Annotated in this window: 24 protein-coding genes and 4 pseudogenes; 17 read left to right on the top strand and 11 right to left on the bottom strand. The window is 31.8% G+C overall.

Translation table 11 applies throughout. The features are described from left to right. The first annotated feature begins 199 nt into the window (after window positions 1-199). The 16 genes and pseudogenes from KO172_RS08160 to KO172_RS06155 all read left to right on the top strand — a co-directional run bounded on the left by KO172_RS08160 (window position 200) and on the right by KO172_RS06155 (window position 10,183). Window positions 200-346, top strand: a complete 147-nt coding sequence (locus KO172_RS08160) for a hypothetical protein (protein WP_215493434.1) — start codon at window positions 200-202, stop codon at window positions 344-346. Continuing rightward, window positions 334-561 (top strand): hypothetical protein, encoded by a 228-nt coding sequence (locus KO172_RS08155; protein ID WP_215493432.1) that lies wholly within the window; start codon window positions 334-336, stop codon window positions 559-561. Before KO172_RS08160 ends, KO172_RS08155 begins: the two co-directional genes overlap by 13 nt. Window position 562: 1 nt before the next feature. After that, window positions 563-1,981 (top strand): 30S ribosomal protein S1, encoded by a 1,419-nt coding sequence (gene rpsA, locus KO172_RS06225; RefSeq protein ID WP_309557796.1) that lies wholly within the window; start codon window positions 563-565, stop codon window positions 1,979-1,981. A 171-nt stretch (window positions 1,982-2,152) separates the two neighbouring features. Beyond that, on the top strand, window positions 2,153-2,335 hold the full coding sequence (locus tag KO172_RS06220) for a hypothetical protein (RefSeq protein WP_251320132.1): 183 nt from the start codon (window positions 2,153-2,155) through the stop codon (window positions 2,333-2,335). Window positions 2,336-2,551: 216 nt separating this feature from the next. Continuing rightward, window positions 2,552-3,205, top strand: a pseudogene (locus tag KO172_RS06215) (MiaB/RimO family radical SAM methylthiotransferase). Between the two features lie 57 nt (window positions 3,206-3,262). After that, window positions 3,263-3,385, top strand: a complete 123-nt coding sequence (locus KO172_RS06210) for a hypothetical protein (RefSeq protein WP_309557677.1) — start codon at window positions 3,263-3,265, stop codon at window positions 3,383-3,385. A 24-nt stretch (window positions 3,386-3,409) separates the two neighbouring features. Then, a pseudogene (locus KO172_RS08150) lies at window positions 3,410-3,993 on the top strand (MutS N-terminal domain-containing protein). 212 nt (window positions 3,994-4,205) lie between these two features. Further along, window positions 4,206-4,412: a hypothetical protein gene (locus KO172_RS06195; protein ID WP_215492630.1), complete on the top strand. Its 207-nt coding sequence runs from the start codon at window positions 4,206-4,208 to the stop codon at window positions 4,410-4,412. Window positions 4,413-4,561: 149 nt separating this feature from the next. After that, window positions 4,562-4,924 carry a hypothetical protein gene (locus tag KO172_RS06190; RefSeq protein ID WP_215492629.1) on the top strand — a complete coding sequence of 121 codons (363 nt, stop codon included), beginning with the start codon at window positions 4,562-4,564 and terminating at the stop codon, window positions 4,922-4,924. A 177-nt stretch (window positions 4,925-5,101) separates the two neighbouring features. After that, window positions 5,102-5,947 (top strand): MutS-related protein, encoded by an 846-nt coding sequence (locus tag KO172_RS06185; protein WP_251320176.1) that lies wholly within the window; start codon window positions 5,102-5,104, stop codon window positions 5,945-5,947. Further along, entirely contained in the window at window positions 5,948-6,595 is a 648-nt protein-coding gene (gene mutL, locus KO172_RS06180) for a DNA mismatch repair endonuclease MutL (protein WP_215492627.1), read from the top strand. Window positions 6,596-6,597: 2 nt separating this feature from the next. After that, window positions 6,598-6,948, top strand: a pseudogene (locus KO172_RS08145) (hypothetical protein). 340 nt (window positions 6,949-7,288) lie between these two features. Further along, entirely contained in the window at window positions 7,289-7,888 is a 600-nt protein-coding gene (locus tag KO172_RS06175; RefSeq protein ID WP_215492624.1) for a DNA mismatch repair MutL family protein, read from the top strand. After that, a pseudogene (miaA, locus tag KO172_RS08140) lies at window positions 7,885-8,840 on the top strand (tRNA (adenosine(37)-N6)-dimethylallyltransferase MiaA). Before KO172_RS06175 ends, miaA begins: the two are co-directional and overlap by 4 nt. Then, a complete protein-coding gene (locus tag KO172_RS06160) occupies window positions 8,833-8,982 on the top strand; it encodes a hypothetical protein (RefSeq protein ID WP_215492623.1) in 150 nt (49 codons plus the stop codon). Before miaA ends, KO172_RS06160 begins: the two are co-directional and overlap by 8 nt. Beyond that, the gene (locus KO172_RS06155; protein ID WP_215492622.1) at window positions 8,966-10,183 is read left to right on the top strand and encodes a methionine gamma-lyase family protein; all 1,218 of its coding nucleotides are present in this window, start codon (window positions 8,966-8,968) and stop codon (window positions 10,181-10,183) included. The genes KO172_RS06160 and KO172_RS06155 overlap by 17 nt, the downstream gene beginning before the upstream one ends. 11 nt (window positions 10,184-10,194) lie before the next feature. Here the strand turns inward: KO172_RS06155 and KO172_RS06150 are convergent, their stop codons facing one another. The 8 genes from KO172_RS06150 to KO172_RS06120 all read right to left on the bottom strand — a co-directional run bounded on the left by KO172_RS06150 (window position 10,195) and on the right by KO172_RS06120 (window position 16,746). Further along, window positions 10,195-10,668, bottom strand: a complete 474-nt coding sequence (locus KO172_RS06150; protein WP_251320128.1) for a tyrosine-type recombinase/integrase — start codon at window positions 10,666-10,668, stop codon at window positions 10,195-10,197. A gap of 138 nt (window positions 10,669-10,806) precedes the next feature. Continuing rightward, entirely contained in the window at window positions 10,807-11,016 is a 210-nt protein-coding gene (locus tag KO172_RS06145) for a hypothetical protein (protein ID WP_251320174.1), read from the bottom strand. A 297-nt stretch (window positions 11,017-11,313) separates the two neighbouring features. Next, window positions 11,314-12,864 (bottom strand): ribonuclease Y, encoded by a 1,551-nt coding sequence (gene rny, locus KO172_RS06140; RefSeq protein WP_215492621.1) that lies wholly within the window; start codon window positions 12,862-12,864, stop codon window positions 11,314-11,316. Between the two features lie 164 nt (window positions 12,865-13,028). After that, window positions 13,029-14,018, bottom strand: coding sequence for a cardiolipin synthase (gene cls / locus KO172_RS06135; RefSeq protein WP_251320173.1), 990 nt, complete (start codon window positions 14,016-14,018; stop codon window positions 13,029-13,031). 85 nt (window positions 14,019-14,103) lie between these two features. Further along, the gene (locus tag KO172_RS06130; protein ID WP_215492620.1) at window positions 14,104-14,358 is read right to left on the bottom strand and encodes a hypothetical protein; all 255 of its coding nucleotides are present in this window, start codon (window positions 14,356-14,358) and stop codon (window positions 14,104-14,106) included. Next, on the bottom strand, window positions 14,274-14,444 hold the full coding sequence (locus KO172_RS08135; protein ID WP_215493428.1) for a PLDc N-terminal domain-containing protein: 171 nt from the start codon (window positions 14,442-14,444) through the stop codon (window positions 14,274-14,276). The genes KO172_RS06130 and KO172_RS08135 overlap by 85 nt, the downstream gene beginning before the upstream one ends. Beyond that, window positions 14,366-16,291: a translational GTPase TypA gene (typA, locus tag KO172_RS06125; RefSeq protein ID WP_251320127.1), complete on the bottom strand. Its 1,926-nt coding sequence runs from the start codon at window positions 16,289-16,291 to the stop codon at window positions 14,366-14,368. The genes KO172_RS08135 and typA overlap by 79 nt, the downstream gene beginning before the upstream one ends. Before the next feature lie 59 nt (window positions 16,292-16,350). Next, window positions 16,351-16,746, bottom strand: a complete 396-nt coding sequence (locus KO172_RS06120; protein WP_215492619.1) for an ATP-binding protein — start codon at window positions 16,744-16,746, stop codon at window positions 16,351-16,353. 121 nt (window positions 16,747-16,867) lie between these two features. Here KO172_RS06120 and rd point away from each other — a divergent pair, with 121 nt between their 5' ends. Further along, the gene (rd, locus tag KO172_RS06115; protein ID WP_215492618.1) at window positions 16,868-17,026 is read left to right on the top strand and encodes a rubredoxin; all 159 of its coding nucleotides are present in this window, start codon (window positions 16,868-16,870) and stop codon (window positions 17,024-17,026) included. A 93-nt stretch (window positions 17,027-17,119) separates the two neighbouring features. Here the strand turns inward: rd and yihA are convergent, their stop codons facing one another. Genes yihA through lon form a run of 3 tightly spaced genes read right to left on the bottom strand, consistent with a single transcriptional unit; the run spans window position 17,120 to window position 19,434 of the window. Continuing rightward, window positions 17,120-17,704, bottom strand: a complete 585-nt coding sequence (gene yihA, locus KO172_RS06110; protein WP_215492617.1) for a ribosome biogenesis GTP-binding protein YihA/YsxC — start codon at window positions 17,702-17,704, stop codon at window positions 17,120-17,122. Beyond that, window positions 17,697-17,972 carry a S16 family serine protease gene (locus tag KO172_RS06105; RefSeq protein WP_251320172.1) on the bottom strand — a complete coding sequence of 92 codons (276 nt, stop codon included), beginning with the start codon at window positions 17,970-17,972 and terminating at the stop codon, window positions 17,697-17,699. Before KO172_RS06105 ends, yihA begins: the two co-directional genes overlap by 8 nt. A gap of 25 nt (window positions 17,973-17,997) precedes the next feature. After that, on the bottom strand, window positions 17,998-19,434 hold the full coding sequence (gene lon / locus KO172_RS06100; protein WP_251320171.1) for an endopeptidase La: 1,437 nt from the start codon (window positions 19,432-19,434) through the stop codon (window positions 17,998-18,000). Between the last annotated feature and the right edge of the window lie 27 nt (window positions 19,435-19,461).

Genomic DNA, 19,461 nt, shown 5'->3' with positions numbered 1-19,461 from the left:
ATAGTTGGAGATTTAATACACAATCAAACTGTAATAAATGATTTTTCTAAGCGAGGTCTTAAAAGTTGATAATTATAAAATATTTTTCAAACAATGTTATTATAAGAGCGCATGGTGAAACTCTTGAAAACACTAAGTTTTTAGAAGAAAATAATAAAATATTTGCGATACTACTTGCATAAAAGTGAAAAATTCATGAATTAGTGGAAAATATTCAAATATAGGTTATAATGTAATTATAGTTGGTGACAAGGAACATCCAGAGGTAAAAGCTATAGCATCTCGTTCAAAATCTAATGTTAAAATACTTAAAACATTAGATGATGCTAAAATATTACAGGCTTAAATCATCTTGCTATCTTTGCTCAATCGACATTTATACACAATAAGTTTTATGAGATTGCAAGTTATATTGAAAAGCATAATGATGATGTACTTGTATTTAACACAATATGTAACGCTACTGAGAATAGACAAAGTGCTATTAGAGAGCTTGCAAAAGTAGTTGATTTAGTTTTAGTTTTGGATCGAATTTTAGCTCTAATACTAAAAGCTATATGAGATATCAAAAGAGATTAATCCTAAAACATACTTACTTGAAAATATTCATGAGCTGGACATGAGTTTAATAAAACCAGATTATAAAATTGGTATTACAGCAGGTGCTTCTGTGCCTGATGATATAATTAAGGAGGCTATTAAAGTAATGGAAAATTTAAACCACGATGAAACAATGAAAAAGGAGGATGCTAAAGAAACAAAAAAAGATGAAATGATTAAAGCAATTGATGATTCTTTCAAGAGAATTTCAAGAGGAGAAATCATTGAAGGCGAAGTTCTTTATGTAACTGACAACGATGTTAGTGTAAACATCAATTTTAGAAGCGATGGTATTATTAAAAAAGAAGACCTAGCTGAAGAAGATGTTAATCCAAAAGATCTTTACAAACAAGGCGATAAAATCAAAGTTTATGTTGTAAAGATTGATGACGGTGAAGGCAATGTTGTTCTATCAACTAAGAAGTTGAAAGAGATGGAAGTTTGGGACAAAATTGAAGAAGTTAAAGAAAGAAACGAAGTAGTTAAAGTAAAAGTTAAATCACTTACAAAGGGCGGTTTAATCGTTAGCTACGAAGGAATTCAAGGATTTATACCTGCTTCACTAGTATCAGTTAGATATAAAGAAAATCTTGAAGAATATGTTGGACAAGAATTGAACGTTGTTATTATTGACGTTGATATAAATAAGAGAAGATTAGTATTCTCAAGAAAAGCTGTTGAAAAGCAAGAACTAGATAAGAAGAGAGAAGAAGCTTGGGAAAAGATTAAAGAAGGAGAAATAATCAAAGGTACTGTAGCTAGAATCGTTGATTATGGTGCTTTCATCGACCTAGGTGGAGTAGACGGCTTAGTTCATATAACAGACCTTACATGGGGTAGAATCAGAAACCCTAAGGAAGTTTTAAAACAAGGTGAAGAAATTGAAGTTAAAGTTTTATCTGTTGACAGAGAAAAGAACAGAATTTCACTAGGCTTAAAACAAACTGTTCCTGAACCATGGTCAGTATTTACTGAAAAATATCATGTAGGCGATGTTGTTGAAGTAGAAGTTGTTAATATTGAATCATATGGTGCTTTTGTAAGAATCATGGAAGGCGTTGACGCTTTATTACACGTATCACAAATTTCTCATAAGAGAGTTAATGATCCAAAAGATGTATTAAAAGTTGGCGACCGCTTTGAAGTAATGATTACAGAAATTCATGAAGATAAGAAAGTTAGCGTATCTAAGAGAAGACTTGAAGAACCAGTTCAAGAAGAAGAACATGAAAACGAAGAAGCAGCTCCAGTAGCTGAAGAAGTTCATGAAGAAGAAAAAGCTGAAGTAGTAGAAGAAGAAAAGGAAGCTAAGACAAAAGAATTACCTGTACAAGATGAAGATTTATCTGAAGATATGGGTGCGTTATTTAAAATGCAATAGAAAATTCTGAATCTGAAGAACAATAATAATTGATTTTAAAGGCACGCCTAGGCGTGCCTTTAATTAGTTAGGAGTTAGACAAATATTGAAAAGTATCGAAAATATATTATTGATTATCAAAACAAATACAATAGATTGCCAAGTTTTATGATAAGAACCTATGGATGCCAAATGAACGAGCGTGACAGTGAGTCTATAAGTTGGATACTATCAAAACTAGGTTTTCTTGAAGTGGATGATATGGAAAGTGCTGACGTTGTTATATTTAACACTTGTGCAGTAAGACAGAATGCAGAGAATAAACTATTAGGCAATCTTGGCGATTTAAAACACTTAATGGAAGCAAAAACTTAGAAAAGATTATAATGGTTTGTGGCTGTGTTATGGAAATTGACTCATCTAGGCAATTTCTAGAAGAAAATTTAAACATGTAGACATTATATTTGGAACTAATTCTATAGCTATTTTAGAAGATTTATTAGAAGAGCACTTAAACAGTAAGAAACAAGTTGTAAATATTGATCAAATCAACTTAAGAACAAGAGAAAAATAGGACAAAACAGAAAGTTTATGTTCAAATCTTATGTAAATATCATGTATGGCTGCGATAACTTTTGTACATATTGCATTGTACCATACACAAGAGGCCGAGAGATATCTAGAGAAGTTAATGATATTTTATCTGAGATTAAATATCTTGTTGATAGTGGCGTTAAGGAAGTCACTCTTCTTGGCCAAAATGTTAACTCTTATGGTAAAACGCTTAACCCAAAAGTATCATTTACTGAGCTTATATACAAAATTGCTAAGATAGATGGACTAGAAAGAATTAGATTTATGACTTCTCATCCTAAGGATATATCAAAAGAACTTATATATGCTTTGATGGGGTAGAAAACTTATGCCATTTTACACATACCTGTACAATCTGGATCTAATAGAATACTTAAGCTTATGAATAGAAAATATACTAGAGAAGATTATTTAGAGAATATAAAGCTTATTAAGTCTCTTAAAAGAGATATAGCCTTATCTACCGATATCATAGTAGGTTTTCCTGGAGAAAGTGATGATGATTTTAATGATACAATAGACCTTATTGAAAAGGTTGGCTATGATCAAGCTTTTACTTTTATATACTCGACAAGACCTGGTACTATAGCTGCTAAGATGAATGATCAAATTCCAGATGATGTAAAAATTCTAGACTACAAAACTTATTGAGGTTCAAAATGATATTAGTTTAGAAAAGAATAAAAGTATTTAGGTAAAACGCTTAATGTGCTTGTGGAAGGTACATCATCAAAAGATGATAATTTCTATTCTGGAAGATCTGAAGAATTTAAACTAGTTAATTTTAAAGCTAGTGAAGATGATATTGGAAATATTATTAAAGTAAAATAAATGATGTTAAATCATTTTCTTTGAATGGTGAGAAAGTTGAAGATAGATAAAGACAAATTATCTCCTATGATGAGGGAGTATGTAGAACTTAAAGAAAAGAATCAGGATGCTATAGTTATGTATAGGATTGGTGACTTCTTTGAAATGTTTTTTGATGATGCAATAGAGGCAAGCAATATGCTTGACCTAGTATTAACTGGCCGCGACTGTGGGCTTGATGAGAGGGCGCCAATGTGTGGTGTTCCAGCTAAGGCTGTTGACTTTATATCAATAAACTTGGTCAAATGAACAAAAAAGTTGTTATAGTTGACCAAGTTGAAGACCCAAGGCTTGCTCAAGGGCTTGTAAAAAGAGACATTGTTAAAATAGTTACTCCTGGCACCTCTTCAAATGGAGAAGAGATTAATAAGTATATAATTTATCTTTATATTGATGATTTAGGTGTGTCAATTGTTAAGTGTGATTACTTAACTGGAGATATAGACGCACATGATTATTCATTAAAAGGAAATATTTATGATATTATAGATAGCATATTTAAGTATAATGTCGCAGAAGTCTTCATTAACAAAATTACAATGATTTTGAAAATCTTCTTAGTTATCTAAATAAGAGATCATTAAATTATGTTAAAACTTATAATGTTGATAAAACCTTGAAGATATTATTAATTCTCTAAAAGAAAAGCATGAGTTATGCTCAAATAAACATGAGTATAGAAAGGTAATTGCAATTTACTACCTTATTGAATATCTAGAATATACTCAAAAGAATGATTTAAAACACTTTAAGTTTGAATCTATTGATAGTGAGAAAAACAATGCTTCTTGACGATCAAACTAGATTAAATCTAGAGATAGATTCATCTTATAATAATAACTCTAAAACCCTATTTGATATTTTAAATGAAACAAGAACAGCTATGGGTTTAAGGTATCTTAAGAATGCAATGCTTAAACCTCTTATCAACAGTTCTGATATAAACGAAAGATTAGACTTAGTCGAGTACTTTTATAAAATGAAATAGAGATGACGGGCATAAGAAACTATCTTAAAATATCAGAGATATAGACAGAATATCTAATAGAGTTAATGAAAATACTGTCAGTAAGCAGGATATATTAAGGCTTAAAGACTACATTATATACTCTGTAAATGCTTTAAATTTAATTAAAGATGAAAATATTAAAAGAATTTTGCTTTTATGATTTACAAGATATAATTAAACTTATAGATACCGCCATTGAGTCATTAGATAGCGAATATATTATAAAGCTTAACTACAACCAAGAGCTCGATAAGTACAGAAGCCTACAAAATGATTCACTAAAAGAAATTCTGCTTCTTGAAGATAAGGACAGAAAGAATACAAAGATTAAAAATCTTAAGATAAAATACAATAAAATACTTGGTTATTTTTATGAGATTACAAAATCGAATTTAAACCTTGTGCCAGACTATTTTATTAAACGAGCTACACTTGTTAATAGTGAAAGGTTTGTTACTGAAGAGCTAAAACACTCGAAACAGAGATACTAACAGCAAAAGATAAGTTTGAAACTTTAGAAAAGGAACTATTTAGCGAAATAAAAAGAAATTACTTGATAGCTTATATAGAATTAAAAATTAAGTGAAAAGATTGCTTATCTTGACTTTATTGTGAATTTAGCCTACATTGCTAGAAAAATAAATATGTAAGAGCTAGTATAAGTGAAGATGTTCTTGTTCTTAAAATTCAAGACATCCAGTAATAGAGAAAATCTTAAAGATACAGCCTTTATAGAGAACGATGCATACTTTGATACTAATAAGTATATAAAAGTAATTACAGGGCCAAATATGAGCGGTAAATCGACATATATGAGGCAGATAGCAATTGCTTTATACCTAAATCAAATAGGATCTTTTGTCCCAGCAAGTGAAGCTAAACTTCCGATAGTTGATAGAATATTTACAAGAATAGGTGCTTCAGATGATATATCACGAGGCAATTCAACATTTATGGTTGAGATGAAAGAGGTAAACGAGATTTTAAAGTTTGCTACAAAAGATAGCTTCATTGTACTAGATGAGGTAGGTAGAGGCACGAGCACAAATGATGGCTTGTCGATAGCCTTTGCTATACTTGAGTATATATCTAAAAAGATAAAAGCTAAGACCATCTTTAGTACTCATTACCATGAAATACCACATTTGACCGAAAATTTTAAGAATGTTGAGCAAATATCTATGGATATACTTGAAGATGGTGAAGATCTTATATTCTTAAGAAAGATAAAAAACGAAGCGCAAGATAAAAGTTATGGTATATATGTTGCAAAGCTTAGCGGCATAAATGACGACGTTATATCAAGCGCACAAGAAATGATGGATAGGCTTGAATACCAAGATCTTAGCGTTAGAAAAAAAGAAAAAGAAACAACAAATATTAGCTTGGATGAATACAAGTATATGTCTTACATTGATTCAATCAAGGATATAAACATAAATGCAATGACTCCAATGGATGCTCTAAACGAGCTAAACAAGATAATTGAAAGAGCAAAAAAATTAGGTGATTAGATGATAAAAGTACTATCAAAAGAAACAGTAGAAAAAATTGCTGCTGGTGAGGTTATAGAAAGACCAGTCTCAGTAGTCAAAGAACTAGTTGAAAACTCAATAGATGCAGGTGCTACAAATATTATTATAAAGATATATGATGGCGGCAAAAGAAAAATTTCAGTAACAGACAATGGTACTGGGATAAACAGAGATGACATTAATCTTGCCTTTATTAAGCACTCTACAAGCAAAATCGAGAATGTTGATGATTTATATAAGATACACACTATGGGATTTAGAGGTGAGGCTCTAGCAAGTATTAAGGCTATAAGCAATGTTACACTTATAAGTAAAACTGAAGACGAAGAGATTGGATCCAAGATAAGCTTTTTTAACGGCAGTAAAAGGATCGAGAATATATCCACTAATAAAGGTACGTCCATAATAGTCGAAGATATATTCTACAATATACCAGCAAGACAAAAATTCTTGAAGAAAGATACTTATGAATCTAACCTAATAAACGATCTTCTTTATAGGCTTGCTATAGCTAATCCAGCTATTGGCTTTAAGTATATGAGTAACGATAAGGTGATATTTGACCTTTTAGTAATCAAAGTCTATACGAAAGAATTAACAGCCTTTATGGCTATGATACGGCAATAAATATGAAGGAAGTTAATATAGAGAGTGATAAGTTTAAAATCAGAGGATATATCTCAAATAACCTTTTATATAGAAGCAATAAGAAGAATCAACTACTTTATATTAACAATAGAACTGTTAAAATGATGCAATCAATAAACTTGTAAATGAAGCTTATAAATCAACCATACCTTTAAATAGATTCCCAGTTTTTCTTATTTATTGATATAGATCCAAGCATGCTTGATGTTAATATACATCCAGCTAAAACTGAGGTTAAAATTCAAGATATAGAGGAGTTACTAGTCCTACTTAATTCAAATCTAAAGCGCATTATAAATAACGATGTTGAGCTAAAATTGCTTTTCAGATAAAAAGATGAGAGGGAAGAGGAGACTAAGCTTAATATAGTTGAGAAAATGACGATAAAGTTAATGATTCAGTAATAATTACTTATGAAGAAGATAATAACTCTTCGAGTAATATATCTTATGCTAATTCTAGCTATACTAAATATGAAGATGAGATTAGTAATGATGAAGTGATAGGTACTAGAGAAAATAATGCAGATATACCAAATTTTGACGATAAAGAATTCATAAATGACACAAAATTATTGCAATATAGAAATAATAATGTTAAGGAATCTAAACAAAATTATGAAGAGATATTAATATTTGAAGATGATATTAAAATGATACTAATAGAATTCTTATGGATGACATCAATATACTTGACGCGTATAAGATAGAAGGCGTTTTATTTAATACCTTCATACTTCTTTATGACTACAACAATGATTTCGTTGTCATGATTGATCAGCATGCAGCTCACGAAAGGATTTTATATGAAGAATTTACTGAAAAATTTAAAAATTCTAAGGTAAATTCACAATTTATAGAAGGTGTAAATCCTATAAAACTAACCGTTAATGAGGAAGAAACTATAAAAGAAAACATGGCTCTTCTAAATAAGTTCGGCTTCACTATAGATATATATCCTGACCACAACGTTGTTGTTAGGAGCATACCTATAATATTTGGAGGTAACTATAGTTTAGACTTAATTAAGGATATAATCGGAATACTTGACGAGGAAAAGACTAATATTTATGACTATAAAGTGGAAAAAATTATGAAATACGCTTGCAAAAACGCCATTAAGGCGGGAGATAAAATTTCAAATATAGAGATAGATAAGCTTATTGAAGACCTTAAGAAGTGTAAGTATCCAACTACATGTCCACATGGTAGACCAAGTATGATTATACTTAAGAAGAATATGATTGAAAAGATGTTCTACAGGATACAATGATGAAAGAAAAAATCTTAGTTATATCGGGTCCAACTGGTATTGGTAAATCAAAGGTCGCTGTGGAGCTTGCTAAAAAGCTTGGAAATGCAGAAATTATATCGTCTGACTCTATGCAGATATATAAAGAAATGAAGATTGGAACTGCAAAAGTTACTGATGAAGAGATGTCTGGCGTAAAACATCATATGATAGACGAAGTAAGTATACACGATAATTTCTCTGTATACGACTATCAAAAGAAGGCAAAAAAGCTAATTAGTGATATGAATGAGCGTGGGACAATCCCTATAATCATAGGAGGAACAGGTCTATATATCAATTCCTTATTATATAAACTAGACTTTAGCAGTGAGGCTGAAGATAAAGCACTTAGAGAAAAGCTAAGTACAGAAGCTAAAGAATTTGGCAAAGAGCATTTATATAATAAATTAAAAGAGCTTGATCTAAAGTATGCTGAAAAGCTTAGTGTAAATGATACTTTTAGGATAATCAGAGCCTTGGAAGTTATATAAAGAGTGGTAATAAATACAGTGAAGAAAATAAAGACTTTAGAGTATATAATGATGAGTACGATAAGCTTATCTATATACTTCAAACAGATAGAGCTCTTTTATACGACAGAATCAACAAAAGAGTTGATAAGATGCTTGAAGCTGGTCTTTTAGATGAAGTTAAAGACATTATCAAGGATATGAGTACTCAAGAAATAGCTTCGAATAGAGCTCTTCTTGCTATTGGATATAAAGAACTTATAAGCTATTTGCAAGGAGAAATTACTTATGATAGAGCTGTTGAACTTATCAAGCAAAAGTCAAGGAATTATGCAAAAAGACAATTAACATGGTTTAGGCGTGAAAGCGAAGCAAATTTCATTGATGTAAACTTTGACGATATAGATCAAACTATTGATGCAATATATAAGGACATTAGGAAAAGGTGGAATAATGAATAATATTTATAAACAATACGAATTATCAGATGCTGTCATAAATTTAGTCAATAATGCAGCCGATGAATTAAGTGAGACATACAAAGAATATGAGAATAATAAAGAGATTAATCAAATAAAAGTTATACATGCTATGCAAAAATAAACTAGCAGCATCAGACTTTTATTATGCAACTGGTTATGGCTATGGCGATATAGGTAGAGATAAGATAGAAGAAATTTTCAAAGACATCTTTAATGCAGAGGATGCTTTAGTAAGAACTTCTATAGTTTCAGGTACACACGCTATATATATAATGCTTTCTTCGATTCTTGACCATGGTGATGAGTTTATATACGTTACCGGTACTCCTTATGATACTATACAAAAAAGTATAGGCCTAATTGGCGATTTAAGGGACTCATTAATGAAAAAAGGTATTATGTATAGGCAAGTAGACTTAAATGCAAATACGATAGATTTTGAGGCCTTAGAATCGAAAATCACTAAAAACACTAAAGCTATAGTCGTGCAAAGGTCAATTGGCTATGAATTTAGAAAGGCAATCAATCTACATGCAATAAAAGATGATATGCTTAAGTTTAAAGAGAAACATCCAGACATAGTTATCATGTATGATAATTGTTATGGCGAATTTACTGACAGTATTGAACCGACAGATATTGGTGCAGACATCATAGCTGGATCTCTACTTAAAAATCTTGGCGCTGGCATCAGTTTAGGCGGCGGCTATTTAGTAGGAAGAAAAGATCTTATAGAGCTAGCTGCAGACCGTTTATATGCACCAGGCTTAGGTAAGGAGCTTGGTTTATCTTATGGCACACTTAGAACAACTCTTCAAGGCTTATATATGTCACCAAGAGTAGTATGCGAAGCCTTAAAGACACAAAGCTTGTTTTCATATGTATTTACAAAACTTGGTTTTGAGTGCACACCAGAGTATAACGAACACAAATCAGATATAGTATGTGCAATAAAGTTCAAAGATCCAGACATTCTTATTAAGTTCTGTAAGTCAATACAAAAGGCAGCATGTGTTGACTCGTTCTTAACACCAGAGCCTTGGGACATGCCAGGCTATGAGAATAAAATAATTATGGCGTCAGGTAGCTTTATAGACGGCTCATCCATAGAGATATCAGCAGATGGCCCTATTAGAGAGCCATATATCGCATACTTCCAAGGATCAATGTCCTTAGAGCAAGGCAAATTAGGCCTTATGATAGCGCTACAAGACATTGTAGACGCAGGAAGATATCATTATAATAAATATAAAAATAAAAGTATTAGATTCGCTCTAATACTTTTTCTATTGGCCAATGGATTATTTTCAATTGATTTTTAAGAGTACTGTTATCAAGATGCGTATATCTGTGTTGTAGCTACTGATGTGTGACCAAGGATCTCTTGCAAGGACCTTATATCAACTGAGCCGTACTTGTACATAAGGGTAGCGGCTGTATGTCTTAACTTGTGCACTGTAAACTTATTTTTATCAAGACCAGCTTCAAGTAGATACTTATCAAACATATACTGAACAGCGCGGTTTGACATACGAACCTTCTTTTGAGAAATGAATAGGGCATGTTTATCACTTTCTTTAACATCTTTTGGTCTTAGTTCAATATAATCCTTTATTGCACTAAAGGTTGCGTCATTTAAGTACAATTGTCTTTCTTTATTGCCTTTACCAACAACGTTGATATATCTATTTTCATTAATAGAGTCTAAATTAAGGCTAGTTAGCTCAGATATACGTAAGCCGCAGTTCAAAAACAACATGATTATAGCGTAATCACGATTACGCATTTCATTATTTTCATTCTTCATAATGGTATTTAATAGCGTTTCACATTGATTAAGAGTTAAATATAGGTAGACGCTGATCAATCTTAGGCATTTCTAATTCATTAGCAACATTATTATCAATTAGATTAACCTTCATTAGGTAAGCATATAGAGCATGAACTACTGCAGCTTTTCTATATTTACCATAGTTAGTATTATCAAGATCTTCATCTGCATAGGATATAAAGGCATATAGGTCATTAATCTGAAGCTTTTAATATCATTAACAGTAACAGATGTATAATAATATTCATCATTTTGATCTAAGATTTCTAAACGAATAGCAACAAATTTAAGGAAAGATTTTAAATCGTAGTAATAACTTTGGATAGTATTAATAGATAAGCCTTTAACTGATTTTAAATATCCTAAAAGTCTTTTATAGTTAGGATCGTTTTTGTGTAATTGCCATATATTAGGTGCCCTTTCGATATTGTATATTTATGTCACTAAATTTATATTTAGCGACATTTTATTTAAATCTATTATACCACCCTTTCTTATAAATGTCAAAGATTTTTATTGAATTTATCTTCTATATACAAATACTTTTACTGCATATTACGTAAAATATTTTAATACAAACAAAAATGTGTAGACATTACATCTACACATTTTAATTTAATACTATTTAGCGTAATCAGTACTTCTAGTTTCTCTAATGACAGTAACTTTTATTTGTCCTGGATATTCCAAATTTTCTTCTATTTGCTTTGCAATATCGCGGCTCATTAAAAGCATTTTATCTTCATCTATAACCTCAGGTTTAACCATTATTCTGATTTCCCTACCAGCTTGTATAGCATATGACTTTTCGATACCTTCGAATGAATTTGCTATACCTTCTAGTGTTTCTAGTCTCTTGATGTACGATTCCAAAGTTTCTCTTCTAGCGCCTGGTCTTGCTGCAGATATTGCGTCAGCAGCTTGAACTATAACAGCTTCAACTGTTGTTGGCTCTTCATCACCGTGGTGTGAACCTATGATGTTTAGAATTTCTTTGTTTTCTTTATATCTCTTGCAAGCATTTACTCCTATCTCAACATGGCTACCTTCCATTTGTTGGTCTATGGATTTACCTATGTCGTGAAGTAGACCTCCTCTTCTAGCAAGTCTAATGTCCGCTCCAAGCTCTTCTGCTATAGTTGCTGATATTTTAGCAACTTCTATAGAATGCTCAAGAACATTTTGTCCATAACTTGTTCTAAATTTAAGTCTACCTAAAAGTTTTACTAGTTCAGGATGTAAGTTGCGTACACCAGCTTCAATAACGGCTCTTTCTCCTTCTTCTTTTATAACTGTCTCTACCTCGACTTTAGCTTTGTTGACCATCTCTTCAATCCTAGCTGGATGAATTCTGCCGTCAGCTATAAGTTTTTCCAAAGCAATTTTACAAATCTCTCTTCTAATTGGATCGAAACTTGATAATACTACTGCTTCCGGTGTATCGTCTATGATTAGATCTACTCCGGTCAAAGTTTCTAGCGTTCTTATATTTCTACCTTCTCTACCGATGATTCTTCCTTTCATCTCGTCGTTAGGTAGATTTACAACATTGACACTAACTTCAGCAACATAGTCTGAAGCATTCTTTTGAATAGCATCTGCTATGATTTCTCTAGCATTCTTTTGAGCTTCTTCTTTTGCATCTTCAGTTGCTTGCCTAATATAAGCAGCACATTCGTGAGTCATTTCTTTTTTTACTTCATCCAAGATTATGTCTTTAGCTTCTTGGGTGCTCATTTTTGAAACACGTTCAATTTCTTTTCTTCTTTCTTCAATTAATTGTTCAACTTCTTCTTCTTTCTTGTTTAGAGAGTTCATCTTATTTTTAAGTTGTTCTTCTTTCTTTTCATAAGATTGTGTTCTCTTATCAAGATTTTCTTCTTTGTTGATCAATCTTTTTTCAGATTTTTTCAGTTCGATTTCTTTTTCTTTTGCTTCTTTGTCGAGGTCGCTTCTTAGTTTGTGAATTTCTTCTTTAGCTGATAGTATCTTCTCTTTAGCTTCTTGGCTTGCTTTACTTTTAGCTTCTTCAATAATTCTGCTTGATTCAATTTCAGCGCTTTTAATCTTCTTTTCGCCTAAAATCTTTCTGATTATATATCCAATGATAGCTCCAAGTACAATAGCAATAGCAGCTGAGATCAATACTTCGCCTGTTAAAAACTTATCCAAACTTAAAACACCTCCTATTAAATTTTATTGGTTTTAAGCATCACGCTTATAGTTATTATATCACACTTTTAATTGTTAAGCAAGGTTTTATATGATATACATAGATAATTTTTATAGCTTTATCCTTATATTTATCATAACTCATAAAAAAGGACTATAATCTATTATAGTCCTGGTGATAGTAGTCTTGATATTGACTCTTTTATTTTAACAATTCTCTTTCTCTTGTTGTACTTCTCTAAAGTTAATACAGATGACTTTTCTATATCTTTCAAAAACTGTTCACTTAAAAGCTTGTTTGTCTTTTGATCATAAAACACTAGGTTCGCTTCAAAATTAAGTGCAAAGCTTCTAATATCAAAGTTAGCTGTACCTACAGTACATATGTCATCATCTTTAATTATTTGCTTAGAGTGTAAAAAACCGTTCTCGTATTGATATATCTTAACATTATCCTCAAGAAGCTGTCCAACATAGCTTAGAGTAGCCCAATATACAAACATGTGATCTGGCTTGTTAGGTATCATTATCCTTACGTCAACTCCAGATAAGGCAGCTATCCTTATAGCTTCAAATATTGAATCATCAGGTATGAAGTATGGACTTTGTATCCAAAGTCTAGTTTTAGCTGAACTTATCATCTTTAAGTAGACGTTTTTAATATTCTCAAACATTGAGTCTGGTCCTGATGTTACAAGCTGCATTCTGTTTAGCGTATTTACATCATGATCTTTAAAGTATTCACCATCTGCTTTTATACCAGTCGCAAATCTATAATCAAAATTGAACCTTCTTAAGTATTCCTCAACTATATCACCTTTTAGTCTAAAGTGTGTATCTCTCCAAAATCCAAATTTTTTACTTTTACTAATGTATTCATCGCCAACATTAAAGCCGCCACTGTATGCAATCGTACCATCAATAATAACAATCTTTCTGTGATTTCTATAGTTGAATCTGGTTGTGAATTTAGAGAAGAATAATGGGAAGAACGAATCTATCTGTCCTCCAAGCTTCTTGAATTCTCTAAAATACTTCTTTCTGATGCTTCTAGAACCTACAGCATCTACAAGTATCCTAACTTCTACTCCCTCTTTTAGCTTTTGATTAAGCAAGTTTATGAATTTTCTTCCTAATTTATCTGTTTTAAAGATGTAGTACTCAATATAAATATATTTCTCTGCATTTTTACATCTTCAAATAAATCATTAAATTTATCTTTTCCATCAAAATAGAATTTTACGTCATTATAATCAGTAAAGGTAGCATCACTTGTTGATAGGCATAAGTTAATAAGCTCTTTTGATCAAAGTTTAAGTCTTCTGACTTAGTAAGAGCATAAAACTTCTTTTGATTTTCTAATATCCTTTTCTCTTTTCGATCAAGCGTCATCTTTTCATCGAATGTTTTCATCTTTCTATAGTCAAGGCCAAAAACATATAAAGGATAAAGCCAAGAAATGGTAAGTAAAGTAGTATCATTAACCATAGCCATGTTGACTTTATATTCTTTCTTTCTTTAAAACAATAAATAAGCCTAAAAGCAAGTTTAATAAATAACCTATTAAAACTTGTAGCGATACATCCACCGCAATCTCCCTATTTCTTATTTGTATTTTTGATTTATATCTCTTATTTGTGTCTAGTATCTTCTTTCTGATTCTAATTGATTTTGGTGTAACTTCAATTAGTTCATCGTCCTCTATAAATTCAAGTGCTTCCTCAAGAGAAAGTACTCTTGGTGGGCTTAGCCTGATGGCGTCATCAGAGCCTGCAGCTCTTGTGTTTGTCATTTGTTTCTTCTTAGTGACGTTAACTTCAATATCAAGACCCTTTGGATTTTCACCTACAACCATACCTTCGTAAACTTCAGTTTGTGGCCCAATGAACAGTATACCTCTACCCTGAGCTATATTAAGTCCGTAGCTAGATGCAACGCCTGTTTCAAAGGCAATTAGTGAGCCTGTAGTTCTAGTAGGTATTTCGCCTTTATAAAGTTCGTATCCTAAGAAGATGGAGTTGATGATACCTTCTCCATGTGTATCAGTCATAAACTCTCCTCTATATCCAATCAAACCTCTAGCAGGCATTTTAAATATAAGTCTTGAGTATCCTGCTGAATTTTCTTTCATTTCTAATAGCTCAGCTTTTCTTCTTGATAATTTATCTATAACAGCTCCGACAAATTCTTCTGAAACGTCAACAGTTACCTTCTCCATTGGTTCAAGTTTCTTGCCATTTTCATCATTTTTGAAAAGTACTTGTGGCTTAGAAAGTTGTAATTCGTAGCCTTCTCTTCTCATAGTTTCAACTAAAACAGACAAGTGAAGCTCTCCTCTACCAGATACTTTAAATGCATCTGTTGATTCAGTTTCTTCAACCCTCAATGAAACATTTGATTGCAATTCTTTTTCAAGTCTTGCCTTTATTTGTCTAGATGTAACGTATTTACCTTCTCTTCCAGCAAATGGTGAGTCATTTACAATGAAGTTCATGGATATTGTTGGCTCAGAAATCTTGACAAAATCAAGTGCCTCTGGACATTCTGGATCAGCGATAGTATCTCCAATTGATATATCTTCTATACCTGTAACAGCAACTATGGCTCCACCTTTTTGTTCATTAGTTTCAACTTTATCTAGGCCTATAAACTCATATAATTTACCTATCTTTACTTTTCTCTTCATATCAGGATTTAGCTTGTTCACAAGTACAGCCTCTGAACCATTCTTTATAACTCCTCTTTCGATCTTACCTATACCGATTCTACCTACATAGTCGTTATAATCAATTGTTGAAATAAGTAGTTGCAATGGTTTATCTTCATTAGACTCTGGAGCTGGTATATGCTCAACTATAGCATCAAACAAGTCATCCATATTGTCTTTTTCTATAGTTACTTGATTAGTAGCATAACCCTTCTTAGCAGAAGCAAAAATAAATGGTGCTTCTAACGCTTCATCTTCAGCGCCTAGTTCTATGAACAAATCAAGAACTTCATCAACAACCTCAACTGGTCTAGCTTCTGGTCTATCAATCTTATTTATACATACAATAACTGGCAAGTTTAGTTCAAAAGCTTTCTTTAATACAAACTTAGTTTGTGGCATAGGTCCTTCAAAAGCATCAACAACTAGTACAACGCCATTAACCATCTTTAAAACTCTCTCAACTTCTCCACCAAAGTCAGCATGGCCTGGTGTATCTATAATATTTATCTTTTTACCGTTATGTATTACGGCTGTATTCTTTGAAAGTATAGTTATACCACGTTCTTTTTCAAGGTCACCAGAGTCCATGACTCTATCTTGTACAACTTGATTCTCTCTAAATGTACCTGATTGTCTAAGCATTTGATCAACTAGAGTTGTTTTACCATGGTCAACGTGTGCTATGATAGCTATATTTCTTAAATCTTCTCTTAACATATTATTCCTCCTAAACACTACCTTTTATTATAATACTTTTTGTTAATAATTACAAGTATTTACTCTGTATCATCAAGATATTTAGAAAAGATAGTACACTTAATACCATGGTCCAGTTTAGATACCTTATCTGTTAGAGCTTCGACTATTTTTAAGCCTCTGCCTCCAAGCTCGCACATACTTTTATTTGAGCATATACTAAGTAGACCAATACCTTCATCCTCTACCCTTAGTTTTATAGTGTCTTCACTAATCGATATGTATAATTTAACTTTTTTATCTTTACTATATAGATTGCCATGCGATGCTGAATTCAATAAAAGCTCATTAAGAACTAGCCTGATGTTAAATATCATTTCATTAGGTAAATAATTTTCAAGATTTTCAATTATTCTGTCAACAAATACTTCTACACTTTCAATATTAGAAGATACCGTTCCGTAAAATTGATACATTATATCCTTCCTCCACTAATTTATTTATACCCGTGAAAATAAATTACTAAGCATATTGTTATAAATAATATTCTTTGGGTATATATATGATATGAAAACATGAAAGGAAGGAGGGTGCAAGATGGACAAGTACGAATGCGATGCATGCGGTTACGTTTATGATCCTGAAAAAGGAGATCCAGATGGAGGTATAGCTCCAGGAACTGCTTTTGAAGATATTCCTGATGATTGGGTATGCCCAGTTTGTGGAGTTGGCAAGGACATGTTCACAAAACTGTAAACTGCAAATTAAAGCCAATCATTGGCTTAAAAAAATGTATTTAATACATAATAAAGGCGATCATAGAGTATGGTCGCCTTTATTTTATATTTATTAAATTATATTTTCAAACTTAGCTAGCACTTCTTTAACTCCCCTCTTGTCTTGAGACGAGAAAGGTATTAGTGCGTCCTTCTTAAGATTATGCAAAACTTTGTTAATGATGCTTAGCTGCTTTAATACTTGTGATGACTTTAATTTATCAAGTTTATTTGCAATTATTAAATAATTACTACCTGTTGATAATATATAGTCGTACATCATCATATCAAGCTTAGTAGGCTCATGCCTTACATCTATAATTTGACATATAAGAGCAATGTTTTTGGACTTTACCAAGTACTCCTCAATAATCTTCTTCCACTTTTCTCTTTCTTTCATAGATATTTTAGCATAACCATAGCCTGGTAAGTCGACTATCCTAAATTTATTGTCCATATTGTAGAAGTTTATAGTTCTTGTCTTTCCAGGTGATGATGATGTATATGCAAGCTTCTTTCTGTTAGTAAGTGCATTTATAAATGAACTCTTACCAACATTACTTCTGCCTACTAAAACTATCTCTTTTAAACCATCGTTAGGATAACTCTTCTCATCAACAGCCATCCTTTCTAAGAAAGGCTCATTAATCTTAAGCATCTTTATCACCATCTACAAATATTATTTTGCTAAGATCTTTGAAGTTATTTACATAATGTACATTTAGACTCTCCCTTATATTAGAAGGTAGTTTTTCAAAGTCCTTTTTATTCTCCATGGGCAAGATCAAATCTCTAATCTTCATCCTCTTAGCAGCAAGTGCCTTTTCTTTTAGTCCACCTATCGCAAGTACATTGCCAAGTAAAGTAATTTCACCCGTCATAGCAAAGTATCTGTTAATTTTTTTATCACATAGTGCTGATAGTATAGCTGTAGTAATTGTTATGCCAGCACTAGGACCATCTTTTGGTATAGCTCCTCTGGAACATGTATATGGATATCAAAATCTTTAAATTTTTCTTGTCAATATTAAAGTATTCATAATTTGCCTTTAAGTAGCTTATAGCAAGTTGGCATGACTCTTGCATAACTTTTCCAAGATTACCAGTGATGTTTAGCTTGCCATCTCCAGGCATAAGCTGAGCTTCTACGTTGATAGTGTCTCCTCCTACCCTTGTCCATGCAAGACCTACAGCTTTACCAACGCTGTTTTCTTTATCAACTAAGTCATATTCAAATATAGGACCTTCTAGTAATTTATCAACAGTCTTTAAATCAACTTTTAACAATCTTATCATCCATGTATTTTTATAAACTAGTTTTCTAATTATAGATTGTATCTTTCTTTCGAGCTCTCTAACTCCAGATTCTCTAGTATAATTATCGATAAGCCTATATAAAGCTTCGTCAGTAAATTTAATTGCATCACTATCGATACCAGCATTCTCCAATGATTTAGGAAGTAAATATTTCTTAGCAATATTTAATTTTTCCTCATCAGTATAGCCATCTATCCTTATAATTTCGAGTCTATCTAAAAGTGCTTCTGGTATTGTATCAAGCGAGTTTGCAGTTGTTATAAATAGTACTTCTGATAAATCATAAGGAAGCTCCAAGTATCTATCTGTAAAATCTTTATTTTGAGAACTATCCAAAACTTCTAGCAAAGCACTAGATGGATCTCCTCTAAAATCTTGTCCAATCTTATCAATTTCATCAAATAAGAAAACAGGGTTCTTTGACTTTGCTTTCTTCATTAAAGATATGATTCTACCGGGCATAGATCCTACGTATGTCCTCATATGGCCTCTAATATCTGCCTCATCTCTAATGCCTCCCAAAGACATTCTAACAAAATTTCTATTTGTTGCATTTGCAATAGAATTAGCAATAGATGTTTTACCAACTCCTGGAGGTCCAACAAAGCATATTATAGAGCCTTTTATGGCCTTAGTATTATTAAGTATAGCTAGATACTCAAGTATCCTATCCTTTACATCTTTTAAACCGTAATGATCTTTGTCAAGCATCTCCTTAGCATACTTTAAGTCCTTGGTATCATCCGTTCTTTTATTCCAAGGTAAGTCTTTAATAAGCTCTATATATTGCAGTGTTGAAGGATAGTCAGGAGATGTTAGTGGAGTTTGTTCAAGCTTATCTATCTCTTTAAGAGCCTTCTCTTCAACTTCTTTAGGTGCTTTAAGTTTCTTTATATCATTTCTGTATGCATCAAATATGTTTTTCGCACCTGACTTATCAGCATTAAGCTCATTTTTAATAATCTTAAGCTGTTCATGTAGTATATAATCTTTTTGATTCTTATCCATGGCCTCTTTAGTCTTGTCTTGAAGTGTCTTTAAAACCTCAATAGTCACAACAGATTTATTGATAGTATCAATAACAATCTTAGTTCTTTC

The organism is Fenollaria sporofastidiosus, from assembly GCF_943169635.2.
Taxonomy (GTDB): Bacteria; Bacillota; Clostridia; order Tissierellales; family Peptoniphilaceae; genus Fenollaria; species Fenollaria sporofastidiosus.
Note: the sequence above shows the minus strand (reverse complement) of the source record. Positions and strands in the feature narration are given on the sequence as shown.